Annotated in this window: 10 protein-coding genes; 8 read left to right on the forward strand and 2 right to left on the reverse strand. The window is 71.9% G+C overall.

Annotated elements, in window-relative coordinates; all coding sequences use genetic code 11:
* The 4 genes from ACWDBB_RS35670 to ACWDBB_RS35685 all read left to right on the forward strand — a co-directional run.
* The coding region (locus ACWDBB_RS35670) for a protein kinase domain-containing protein (RefSeq protein WP_449793563.1) at positions 1 to 1732 on the forward strand (1732 nt) is incomplete at its 5' end.
* A 44-nt stretch (positions 1733 to 1776) separates the two neighbouring features.
* Positions 1777 to 1956 (forward strand): DUF6104 family protein, encoded by a 180-nt coding sequence (locus ACWDBB_RS35675; protein ID WP_449793564.1) that lies wholly within the window; start codon positions 1777 to 1779, stop codon positions 1954 to 1956.
* Between the two features lie 222 nt (positions 1957 to 2178).
* Complete coding sequence (locus tag ACWDBB_RS35680; RefSeq protein WP_449793565.1) at positions 2179 to 3087, forward strand: DUF4097 family beta strand repeat-containing protein; 909 nt, start codon at positions 2179 to 2181, stop codon at positions 3085 to 3087.
* 1 nt (position 3088) lies between these two features.
* Positions 3089 to 4129 carry a PadR family transcriptional regulator gene (locus tag ACWDBB_RS35685; RefSeq protein WP_449793566.1) on the forward strand — a complete coding sequence of 347 codons (1041 nt, stop codon included), beginning with the start codon at positions 3089 to 3091 and terminating at the stop codon, positions 4127 to 4129.
* Positions 4130 to 4213: 84 nt separating this feature from the next.
* Here ACWDBB_RS35685 and ACWDBB_RS35690 read toward each other — a convergent pair whose 3' ends face one another.
* Both ACWDBB_RS35690 and ACWDBB_RS35695 read right to left on the reverse strand, forming a co-directional pair.
* Positions 4214 to 5176 carry a zinc-binding dehydrogenase gene (locus ACWDBB_RS35690; protein ID WP_449793567.1) on the reverse strand — a complete coding sequence of 321 codons (963 nt, stop codon included), beginning with the start codon at positions 5174 to 5176 and terminating at the stop codon, positions 4214 to 4216.
* A 242-nt stretch (positions 5177 to 5418) separates the two neighbouring features.
* Positions 5419 to 6612: an NAD(P)-dependent malic enzyme gene (locus tag ACWDBB_RS35695; protein ID WP_392873231.1), complete on the reverse strand. Its 1194-nt coding sequence runs from the start codon at positions 6610 to 6612 to the stop codon at positions 5419 to 5421.
* Positions 6613 to 7190: 578 nt separating this feature from the next.
* Here ACWDBB_RS35695 and ACWDBB_RS35700 point away from each other — a divergent pair.
* The 4 genes from ACWDBB_RS35700 (at position 7191) to ACWDBB_RS35715 (ending at position 11275) form a co-directional block, all read left to right on the forward strand.
* The gene (locus ACWDBB_RS35700; RefSeq protein ID WP_449793568.1) at positions 7191 to 8120 is read left to right on the forward strand and encodes an ABC transporter substrate-binding protein; all 930 of its coding nucleotides are present in this window, start codon (positions 7191 to 7193) and stop codon (positions 8118 to 8120) included.
* A gap of 420 nt (positions 8121 to 8540) precedes the next feature.
* Positions 8541 to 9464: an ABC transporter substrate-binding protein gene (locus ACWDBB_RS35705; RefSeq protein WP_449793569.1), complete on the forward strand. Its 924-nt coding sequence runs from the start codon at positions 8541 to 8543 to the stop codon at positions 9462 to 9464.
* Between the two features lie 36 nt (positions 9465 to 9500).
* Positions 9501 to 10475 (forward strand): amino acid ABC transporter permease, encoded by a 975-nt coding sequence (locus ACWDBB_RS35710; RefSeq protein WP_449793570.1) that lies wholly within the window; start codon positions 9501 to 9503, stop codon positions 10473 to 10475.
* A 47-nt stretch (positions 10476 to 10522) separates the two neighbouring features.
* Positions 10523 to 11275, forward strand: coding sequence for an amino acid ABC transporter ATP-binding protein (locus tag ACWDBB_RS35715; RefSeq protein ID WP_449793571.1), 753 nt, complete (start codon positions 10523 to 10525; stop codon positions 11273 to 11275).
* Positions 11276 to 11374 lie beyond the last annotated feature (99 nt).

Consider the following 11374-nt stretch of genomic DNA (forward strand, 5'->3'; position numbering starts at 1 on the left):
GGAGGTCAGCAACGCCCAGCGCATCCACGGGCTCTACACCGCGCAGGTGATCGACTCCGGCGGCCTGGACGGCGACGCCCCCTGGCTGGTCACCGCGTACGTCCCCGGCCCGTCCCTCCAGCAGGTGGTGCGCGAGAACGGCGCGCTCCCGGTGCGCACCGTGCTGCTGCTGATGGGCGGCATCGCCGAGGCCCTCCAGGCGATCCACAGCGTCGAGGTGGTCCACCGCGACCTCAAGCCCGCCAACGTGCTGGTCGCCGGGGACGGTCCGCGGGTGATTGACTTCGGCATCGCCCGCGCCGCCGACGCCACCGCGCTGACCGGCACCGGCTACCGGATCGGCTCCCCCGCCTTCATGTCCCCCGAGCAGGCCCAGGGACGCCCGGTCACCCCGGCCACCGACGTCTTCGCGCTCGGCGCCCTGGCCGCGTACGTGGCCGGCGGCACCGCGCCGTTCGGCGACGGCCCGGACACCGCGGTGCTCTACCGGGTGGTGCACGAGGACGCGGACCTCACCGCCGTCCCGGCGGACCTGCGCGAGCTGATCCAGCGCTGCCTGGCGAAGTCCCCGGAGGACCGCCCCACGCCCGCCGAGATCATCCGGGTCGCCCGCAACCACCCGGAGGTCGGCGGCCAGCTGCGGTTCGGCGACGACTGGCTGCCGCGCGAGGTCAACACCGAGATCACCCGCCGCTCGGACCTGCCCAAGACTCCGCCCACCCCGCTGCCGGCCGCGCCCGCCACCCCGCCGACCCCGCCGCCCGCGATGCCGGCCACTCCCCCGCCGCCGCCCGGCGCGCCGACCCACCCGGCCACCGCGGTGCACCCGCCGCAGCAGCCGCCGACGCCCCCGCACGGCTTCACGCCGCCGCCGGTCGGCTCGTACGGCGCCCCGCAGCCGCCCACCGAGTCGCCGACCGCGCCGGTGCTGCCCACCCCGCCGACCGTCCGGCTCCAGCCGGAGCCGCCGTCCTACGACACACCGCCGCCCGGCCCGGCACTGACCGCCGACCCGGCGCCCGCCGCGGCCCCGGAGCCCGGGCCGGGGCGCAAGGGCGGGGTGTCCTGGAAGGTGCTGCTCACCGTCGCCCTGGTGATGGCGGTCGGCGGCACCGCGGGCGGCGTGGTGCTGATGAAGAAGCTGGACGACGGCAAGGCGTCGGACGCCAAGCCGGCTCCGGCGGTCACCGTCACCCAGGGCCCTGACCCGACCAAGCCGGCCTCCTCCCCCAGCGCCTCCGCCTCCACCGACCCGGTGACGGCCTCCTCCCCCAAGCCCGGCCAGAGCACCGTCTCGGCCCCGGCCCGGCCCACCGGCTACTCCCCGATGCTGGACAAGAAGTCGCTGGCGATCCCCAGCGCCGACTACTCCTCCGACGCCTACCGGATCGACCTGGACTCGGGCACCGTGGTGCCCCGCTCCACCGACCTCAAGTGGGGCTTCGGGGTCACCAACAACAGCAGTGGCAGCAAGGCCAACGCCTTCGCCAGCTACGGCGACAACAAGTCGGACTTCGCGGTGATCACCGAGCCGTCCGTCACCGCCGAGCAGTGCGCCGCCGCGATCGACTCCCGGCCGGACACCGACCTCTCGTACAACCGGGTGGCGCCCGGCCGGCTGCTCTGCGTCCGGGACCGGGTCACCCGCAACATCGCCATCGTGGCGATCGAGCAGGCCGACCCGACCTCCGGGGCCGCCAAGGTCACCGTCAGCACCTGGCGCGCCGGCTGAGCACTATCCTGACCAGGTCAATCCCCACCGGACCGGAGCGAACCGTGTACTTCACCAACCGAGGCATCGAGGAGCTGGAGAACCGGCGCGGCGAGGAGGAGGTCACCCTCGGGTGGCTGGCCGAGCAGCTGCGCACGTTCGTCGACCTCAACCCGGACTTCGAGGTCCCGGTCGAGCGGCTGGCCACCTGGCTGGCGCGGCTCGACGACGAGGACGACGAGTGACCCGGTGACGGCCGTCGTGAGGCCCGGGAGGCAACCGCCTCCCGGGCCTCACGCGTGTTCGGGCACGGAGCTCCGCCGTCCCCGTAGGGGAGGCCTCGGGGACGGATCGGGGACGGATCGGGGTCGGGACGGGGGCCGGAGCGCTTGACTCTGCCGGCACGCGATATATCGTCTTTAGAAGAGAACGCGATACATCGCGATCGCCAACGGGAGGCGGCAGAGATGAGCCAGTGGACGGTCGAGGGCACCGAGAGGATCACCTTCGACGAGTCGGTGCGCGCGCTGCACGTGCGGACCATCGAGGGCACGGTGAACGTGGTGGCGGCCGACGGCCCGGCCCGTCTCGAGGTCACCGAGCTGGTCGGCGACCCGCTGCACGTGACCCTGGTGGACGGCGTCCTGACCGTGACCTACAAGGACATCAACAGCTGGGGCGAGTTCGGCGACTGGGTCAAGTCCGTCGGCTCGGTGCGGAACTTCTTCGGCTCCTTCAAGCGCAAGCGGATCGCCGGTGTCACCGTGACCGTCCCCGCCGACGTCGAGGTCAAGGTCGGCACCGTGTCCGCCCACGCCACCGTCAGCGGCATCGACGGGCGCGTCTCGGTGCAGAGCGCCAACGGCGACACCACGCTCGCCGGGGTGACCGGCCGGATCGACGCGAGCACCGTCACCGGCGACGTCGACGCCCAGGCGGTCGGCGGCCGCCTCAAGGTCAACACCGTCTCCGGGCAGCTCACCGTGATCGCCGGCACCGCCGACCGGATCCAGGCCAACACCGTCACCGGCGCCGTCACCCTGGACCTCGACGTGGCCGGCGAGACCGACGTCAAGGTCAACACCGTCAGCGGCGCGGTCGTGGTCCGGATCCCCTCCGCGGCCGACGCCACCGTCGAGGCCGGCTCCACCAGCGGCGACGTCTCCAGCACCTTCGAGCAGCTCCAGATGAGCAGCACCTGGGGCGCCAAGAAGATCTCCGGCCGACTCGGCGAGGGCCGCGGCAACCTCAACGTCACCACCGTCTCCGGCGCGGTCACCGTGCTGCGCCGCCCCGACGCGGAGGAGGAGGGCCCGGTGGTCGTCAAGGAACTCCCGGCCGGCCCCGGTACGCCGAACCTCACCAAGGAGGCCTGAGATGACCCCTGTGTTCGGCCACGGTCGGCTCCGCCTGTACCTGCTGAAGCTGCTGGACGAGGCCCCGCGGCACGGCTACGAGGTGATCCGGCTGCTGGGGGAGCGCTTCCAGGGCCTGTACGCCCCCTCGGCCGGGACGGTCTACCCGCGGCTGGCCAAGCTGGAGCAGGAGGGCCTGGTCACCCACAGCACCGAGGGCGGCCGCAAGGTGTACCGGCTGACCGACGCCGGACGCGTCGAACTCGAAGCCCGGCAGGGCGAGTTGGACGAGCTGGAGCTGGAGATCCACGACTCCGTGGCGCAGCTCGCCGGGGCGATCCGCGAGGACGTCCGGGACAGCGCCAAGGATCTGCGCGAGGAGCTGTGGAACGCCGCCAAGCAGGCGCCCCGGCCGGAGCGCGCCGAGAGCGGCGACCCGTGGGCCGGGCCCTGGGGCGACAACGAGTCCTGGCAGCGCGCCAAGGAGGAGTTCGCCCAGTTCAAGCAGCAGGCGAAGGAACAGGCCAAGCGCGCCCGGGAGCAGGAGCAGGCCGCCAAGGCCAAGGCGAAGGCCGCCGAGGCGGAGGCCCGCCGGCTGCGCGAGCAGGCCAAGGCCTCGCGCACCGCCGCGCAGCAGGAAGCGCTGCGGATCAAGCGCCGGGTCGAGCAGCAGGTGCGCGAGCACGCCGCGAAGGGCGACTGGCCGACCGGGCTGGCCGAGGGCCTGTCCGAGCTGACCAAGGGCCTGGCCGGGCTGGCCGACGCGGCCCGCTGGGGCCACGGCCCGGAGGAGCCGGCCGCGGAGCCCACCGAGAAGGTCACCGTGACCAGGATCGACCTGGACAAGGACGAGAACGCGCCCGGAACCCCGGCCGACCTGCCGTCGTGGGCCCGCACCGACCCGGCCGGGGATCCGGCCCGTGAGCTGGAGCGGCTGCTCGACCGCTTTCGCGACCAGGTGCGGGACGCGGCCAGGGACGGCGGGGTGGGCGCGGACGAGCTTGCCGAGGCCCGTACGGTGCTGGGCACCGCGGGCGAGCGGTTGAAGCGACTGCTCGGCTGACGCCGACGGTCCGGAACGGCGGCCCGGCGCCCCCTTCGGGAGGCGCCGGGCCGCCACCTGTGCGGAGCCTCGGACGGCCCCGGGTCAGGGGTTGAGGACGACCTTCCCGAAGACGTCGCCCTTGGCGAGCCGGGCGAAGCCGTCCCTGGCCTCGGCCAGCGGCAGCACCGAGTCGATCACCGGCCGGACGCCGGTGTTGGCGCAGAAGGAGAGCAGCCCGGCCAGCTCCTCCTTGGTGCCCATGGTCGAGCCGACCACCTTGAGCTCCAGGAAGAAGATCCGGTTCAGCTCGGCGGAGCTCGGGCTGGGGCCGGAGGTGGCCCCGGAGATGACGACGGTGCCGCCCGGGCGCAGCGACTTCACCGAGTGCGACCAGGTCGCGGCGCCGACCGTCTCCATGACCGCGTCCACCCGCTCGGGCAGCCGGGCGCCGCTCTCGAAGGCCGCGTCGGCGCCGAGCTCCACCGCCCGGGCGCGCTTGGCCTCGTCCCGTCCGGTGACCCAGACCCGCAGGCCGGCCGCCTTGCCGAGGACGACCAGCGCTGTCGCCACCCCGCCGCCCGCGCCCTGCACCAGGACGGTGTCCCCGGGCTTGACCCCGGCGTTGGTGAACAGCATCCGGTACGCCGTCAGCCAGGCGGTGGGCAGGCAGGCGGCCTGCTCGAAGCTCAGCTCGGCGGGCTTGGGCAGCAGGTTCCAGGTGGGGACGGCCACCCGCTGGGCGAAGGTGCCCTGGTAGCGCTCCGTCAGGATGGACCGCGGCTCGTCCGGGCCGACCCCGTGGCCGCTCTGGCCGATCACCGAGTGCACGACCACCTCGTTGCCGTGCTCGTCGACGCCGGCGGCGTCGCAGCCGAGGATCATCGGCAGCTTCTCGGCGGGCAGGCCGACCCCGCGCAGCGACCAGAGGTCGTGGTGGTTGAGGCTGGCGGCCCGGACCGTGACCACGCTCCACCCGGGACGGGCCTGCGGCTCGGGGAGGTCGCCCAGCTCCAGCCCGCTCAGCGGGTCGGCGGCGTCGATACGTGCGGCGTAGGCAGCGAACATGCCCCGGACGATAGCTCCGACGGCCGGGGCCGGGAACCACGCGAACGTGTGACGCGTGTCCCGGCTGTCCCGGCTCCGACTACGCCGCTCGCCTCCGGGCGCTCTGACCCACTGCCGACGCCCGGCGCTCCGGCGCTCGCACCCCGCTTGTCGCCGCTCGCTTCCGGCAGCGGCGCGCCCTTCGGCTCGGCGGGGGTGCGGGGGAGCGGCCGCCGCGGCCGGCGCGCTCCCCCGGCGCGTCGTCAGATCCGCGCCACGCCCTCCGCCCGGGCGGCCTCGGCGACGGCCTTGGTGACCGCCGGCGCGACCCGCTCGTCGAACGGGGAGGGGATGACCTTCTGCGGCGTCAGCTCGTCGGCCACGACGCCGGCCAGCGCCTTGGCGGCGGCCAGCTTCATGCCCTCGGTGATCCGGGAGGCGCGGACCTGGAGGGCGCCCGCGAAGATGCCGGGGAAGGCCAGCACGTTGTTGATCTGGTTCGGGAAGTCGCTGCGGCCGGTGGCGACCACCGCGGCGTACTTGTGCGCGACCTCGGGGTGGATCTCCGGGGTGGGGTTGGCCATCGCGAAGACGAACGCGCCCTCGGCCATGGTCGCGACGACCTCCTCCGGCACGGTGCCGCCGGAGACGCCGATGAACACGTCGGCGCCGGCCATCGCGTCGGCCAGCGAGCCCTTGAGGCCGGTGCGGTTGGTCCGCGCGGCGATCTCGGCCTTGACGTCGGTGAGGTCGCCGCGGCCCTCGTACACCACGCCCTTGCGGTCGCAGACGGCCACGTCGCCGATGCCGGCCGCGACCAGCATCTTGGCGATGGCGATGCCGGCCGCGCCGGCGCCGGAGATGACGGCCCGCAGGGAGCCGATCTCACGGCCGGTCACCTTGGCGGCGTTCCACAGGGCGGCGGTGGTGACGATCGCGGTGCCGTGCTGGTCGTCGTGGAAGACCGGGATGTCCAGGGCCTCCTGGAGCCGGCGCTCGATCTCGAAGCAGCGGGGCGCGGAGATGTCCTCCAGGTTGACGCCGCCGAAGGAGGGCGCCAGCCGGACCACGGTCTCGACGATCTCGTCGACCTCGGTGCAGGCGAGCGCGATCGGCACCGCGTCCACGCCGCCGAACTGCTTGAACAGGATGGCCTTGCCCTCCATCACGGGCAGCGAGGCCTGCGGGCCGATGTCGCCGAGGCCCAGCACCGCGGTGCCGTCGGTGACCACCGCGACGGTGTTGGACTTCCAGGTGTAGTCGTTGACCAGTTCCGGCTGCTCGGCGATGGCCGTGCAGACCCGGGCGACACCGGGGGTGTAGGCGAGGGACAGGTCGTCCGCGTCGCGCACCGGGACGGTCGCCCGGATCTCCATCTTGCCGCCGCGGTGGAGCGCGAAAACCGCGTCGACCGGATCGTCGGTGTCCTGGGTGCTGCTGATGATCTCCGCTGCCACGATGACCTCTTCGTCATTGATCTGGCGAGGACGCGCGGCCGACGGGAGGACGACCCGGCCGGAAACCGGAAACCGGGTACGCCGAAGCGGACCCGGGGTCAGGGTCGGGGCGCTGCCGTCGGGCGGCGCCCTCGGATGAGGGTTTTGTTGGGTCTTCTGTTGTCCGCGTTGTGCTTACGGGCCGAGCGTAGGTCGGACGACGGCATCGCACCTATGCCTTTTCGTCCTCGTCACGTACGGTTCATCGCCGAGCTGTCGTCACGGGAGCCCGGCGTCTCAGCGCAGGCACCGACGGCGGCAGCGGCATGAGCGCACGCGCACCCGCAGGAGTGAACGCAGGTCCGAAGGGAGTCGGCACCCCGGATACGGAGCCACGTGAGGACTTCCGTTCCCGAGCACCGCGAGCCTGTCGGGGCTCGTCGGTCTGGTTCGAGCGTTCGGGGGTCACCCGGTACCGAATTCTGACACACCCGCTGCCGGGCCCGGCAGGCCGGGATGGCAGGATCGCTTGTCCGCCATTTCGCGTACACCCGCGCGACACCGTGGCGGCGCCCGTCTCTCCCTCAGGAGCCGCCCTCATGCGTCACGCCCGACTCGCCCGCCGTCCGATCCCGGCCGCCGCCGCCCTGGCGACCGCCGGAGCCCTGCTGCTGACCGGCTGCGGCGGCGGCGGGCAGGCCGCCGCGGAGGATCCGGTCAAGGACCTGCGCGGCAAGCTGCCGAAGGCCCTGCGGTCGGCCGGGGTGCTGCGGGTCGGAATGGACGTCAACTACCCCCCGGTGGAGTTCCGCGGCCCGGACGGCACCCCGACCGGCCTCGACCCGGAGCTCGCCGCCGCCCTGGGCCGGATCCTCGACGTGCGGGTCGAGTTCGTCGACACCCCCTTCGACAAGCTGGTGCCGAACCTCCAGGCCAAGCAGTACGACGTGGCGATGTCGGCGCTCAGCGACACCCGCAAGCGCCGTGACGCCCTGGACGAGAACGGCAAGCAGGCCGGCCCCGGCGTGGACTTCGTGGACTACTTCATCGCCGGCAGCTCGATCGTCGTCCCGAAGGGCAACCCCAAGGCGGTCAAGAGCCTGGACGACCTGTGCGGCAAGACCGTGGCGTTCCAGCAGGGCACCACCCAGGACGAGATCGTCACCCGCCAGGTGTCCGTCTGCGCCCGGGCCGGCCGTCCCGCGCTGGTCCCCCACAAGCTGGACACCGACACCAAGGCGCTGGCCGAGGTCGCCTCCGGCGCGGCCGCGGCCGGCCTGAACGACTTCCCGGTGGCCGCCTACGCGGCGAAGACCACCGACGGCGGCGCCCGCTTCGAGCTGACCGGCGGGCAGTCCACCTCCAACCCGTACGGGATCGCGCTGCGCAAGGACGACGGGCAGTTGCGCGACGTGCTGGCCAAGGCGATCGACCAGCTGATCCGCAGCGGTGAGTACGACAAGATCCTGGCCAAGTGGAACGTGAGCGCCGGCGCGGCGCAGAACGCGGTGGTCAACGGGGGCATCTGACCGGCGGGCGGCGGGCCGCCGGGTACGGCACGGACGGGTCTGCATACTTATGCGCAGAGTGACAGGGGCCCGGGATAAGTCCGAATAGCGGACAGTGCGACCCCTCGTTATCCGATTTTGATCTGGATGAGGGCCACCTGACTGTCATCAGATGGCAGGATTCCCCCCATCTCGGATCGAGCCGGCCACTGGTCGAGGCCGACCGGTCAACGTCCACCTCGGCGGAGGGTGGCGGAAGCAGTACCTCGTACACCCCCGGGCGGCACCCCCCGCGCCCGGGCAACTGCACGACCCGGCCTGCACGTACGACGACGTACGGCGACACGCACCCGTACCGAGCCGCGCGGCTCGCCGTTCCGGTGCGCCGCTCCCGCGGCGCGCTCCGCCCGACCTCTCTCCCCCAGGATGGAGATCCCCCTCATGACCACCCGTACCCAGCGCAGCCGGCTCCTCGCAGCCGGTGTGGTCGCCGCGTCGGTCTCCCTCGTGCTGACCGGCTGCAGCAGCAGCAAGAGCGACGGCAGCGGCGCCCCCAACGCCTCCGCGACCGTCAACGAGGTCAAGGCCGATCCCAAGCTGGCCTCGCTCGTCCCGGATGACGTCAAGGCGGCCGGCAAGCTCGTGGTGGGCGCGGACGCCTCCTACGCGCCGGACGAGTTCAAGGACGACAGCGGCAAGGTCATCGGCATGGACGTCGACCTGGCCAACGCCATCGCCGCCAAGCTCGGCCTGAAGGCCGAGGTCCAGGACTCCGGCTTCACCGCGATCATCCCCGGCATCCAGTCGAACAAGTTCCAGCTCGGCATGTCGTCCTTCACGGACAACAAGGAGCGCGAGCAGATCGTCGACATGGTCACCTACTTCAACTCCGGCAGCGCCGTCGCCGTGAAGAAGGGCAACCCGGAGAAGATCGACCCGAAGGACCTCTGCGGCAAGAAGGTCGCCGTCCAGACCGGCACCACCCAGGCCGACGAGATCAAGGACACCCGCGACCCCGACTGCGCCAAGGCCGGCAAGCCGGGCATCCAGAACGGGGGCGACAAGTTCGACCTCCAGACGGACGTCACCAACGCCGTGGTCTCCGGCCGCGACCAGGCGCTGATGGCCGACTCCCAGGTCGTCGACTACGCGGTCAAGCAGTCCGGCGGCCAGCTGGAGAAGATCGGCGAGACCTACGGCGTGGCCCCCTACGGCGTGGCCCTGGCCAAGGGCTCCAAGCTCACCCCGGCCATCCAGGGCGCCGTCCAGTCGCTGATCGACGACGGCACCTACAAGCAGATCCTCAGCAAGTGGGGTGTCGAGGCCGGCGCCATCGAAAAGTCGGTCGTCAACAGCGCCTCCTGACCCTCGTACGCTTCACTTATCCCCCGAGGCCACACCGTGAACTCTTTGGACAAGGGGACGGCGGAGAAGGGGCGGCCCGAGACCATCAGGGCCGTCCCCGTCCGTCACCCCGGACGCTGGGCCGGCGCCGTCGTCATCGCCGTACTCGCGGCGATGCTCGTGAGCGCCCTCTTCACCAACCCCGCTTTCAAGTGGGACATCGTCGGTCAGTACCTGTTCCACGACAGCATCATGCACGGCCTGCTGGTGACGCTGGAACTGACCGTTCTCGCCATGCTCATGGGCGTGGTCGGCGGCATCGTCCTCGCGGTGATGCGCCTTTCCCCGAACCCGCTGCTGGCCGGCGTCGCCTGGGTCTACATCTGGATCTTCCGCGGCACCCCGGTCCTGGTGCAGCTGGTGTTCTGGAACTTCCTCGGCCTGATCTGGGCCAAGCTGTCGATCGGCGTGCCGTGGGGGCCGGAGTTCTGGTCCGAGCAGACCAACGTGCTGATCCCGACCTTCGTCGCCGCCCTGCTGGGTCTCGGCCTCAACGAGGCCGCCTACATGGCGGAGATCGTCCGCGGCGGCATCCAGTCGGTCGACGAGGGCCAGACCGAGGCCGCGCACGCGCTCGGCATGAGCCGGTTCCAGACCATGCGCCGGATCGTCCTGCCGCAGGCCATGCGGGTGATCATCCCGCCGACCGGCAACGAGACCATCTCGATGCTCAAGACCACCTCGCTGGTCTCCGTGATCTCCCTCGAGGAGATCTTCCGGGCCGGCCAGGTCATCTACTCCCGCAACTACCAGAACATCCCGCTGCTGATCGTGGTCAGCCTCTGGTACCTGTTCTTCACCTCGGTGCTGACCATCGGCCAGTACTACATCGAGCGCCACTACGCCCGGGGCTCCAACCGCACCCTGCCGCCCACCCCGCTGCAGCGGCTGCGGGGCCTGTTCGCCGGGAAGCCCGCTCCCAGGACGACCGCCGACGTCGTCCCGGGGCTCGAGGGAGGTGGTCACGTATGACCGACCTGAGCAAGACCCCCGCCGACGCCGCGGCGTCCACCGAGCCCATGGTCCGCGCGGAGAACGTGCACAAGTCCTACGGCCCGGTCGAGGTGCTCAAGGGCATCGACCTGGAGGTCAAGCAGGGCGAGGTGTTCTGCCTGATCGGCCCCTCCGGCTCCGGCAAGTCGACCTTCCTGCGGTGCATCAACCACCTGGAGAAGATCAACGGCGGCCGCCTCTGGGTGGACGGCGAGCTGGTCGGCTACCGGCAGAAGGGCGACCGGCTGCACGAGCTCAAGGACCGCGAGGTCGCCCTCAAGCGGCGCGACATCGGCATGGTCTTCCAGCGCTTCAACCTGTTCCCGCACATGACCGCCGTCGAGAACGTCATGGAGGCGCCGGTCCAGGTCAAGGGCGAGAGCAGGGCCGACGCCCGCGAGCGCGGCATGGCCCTGCTGGAGCGGGTCGGCCTGGCCGACAAGGCCGGGAACTACCCCTCGCAGCTCTCCGGCGGCCAGCAGCAGCGCGTGGCGATCGCCCGCGCGCTGGCCATGAAGCCCAAGCTGATGCTCTTCGACGAGCCCACCTCCGCACTCGACCCGGAGCTGGTCGGCGACGTCCTCGACGTCATGCGCGGCCTCGCCGAGGAGGGCATGACCATGGTGGTCGTCACCCACGAGATGGGCTTCGCCCGCGAGGTCGGCGACGCCCTGGTGTTCATGGACGGCGGTGTGGTGGTCGAGTCCGGCAACCCCCGCGAGGTGCTCACCAACCCGCAGCACGAGCGCACCAGGGCCTTCCTGTCCAAGGTGCTCTAGGCGGTACCCAGATGACCGACGCAGCCGGCGCGCTCAAGCAGGCCATGACCAGCATCGAGGGCGCCATCGGCGCAGCCCTGGTGGACTACAACAGCGGCA

Source organism: Kitasatospora sp. NPDC001095, assembly GCF_053598615.1.

Bases quoted from the DNA above. Each gene is read 5' to 3' on its own strand.
- ACWDBB_RS35680 (WP_449793565.1), top strand. From the start codon at position 2,179: ATGAGCCAGTGGACGGTCGAGGGCACCGAGAGGATCACCTTCGACGAG.
- ACWDBB_RS35685 (WP_449793566.1), top strand. From the start codon at position 3,089: ATGACCCCTGTGTTCGGCCACGGTCGGCTCCGCCTGTACCTGCTGAAG.
- ACWDBB_RS35690 (WP_449793567.1), bottom strand. From the start codon at position 5,176: ATGTTCGCTGCCTACGCCGCACGTATCGACGCCGCCGACCCGCTGAGC.
- ACWDBB_RS35700 (WP_449793568.1), top strand. From the start codon at position 7,191: ATGCGTCACGCCCGACTCGCCCGCCGTCCGATCCCGGCCGCCGCCGCC.
- ACWDBB_RS35705 (WP_449793569.1), top strand. From the start codon at position 8,541: ATGACCACCCGTACCCAGCGCAGCCGGCTCCTCGCAGCCGGTGTGGTC.
- ACWDBB_RS35715 (WP_449793571.1), top strand. From the start codon at position 10,523: ATGGTCCGCGCGGAGAACGTGCACAAGTCCTACGGCCCGGTCGAGGTG.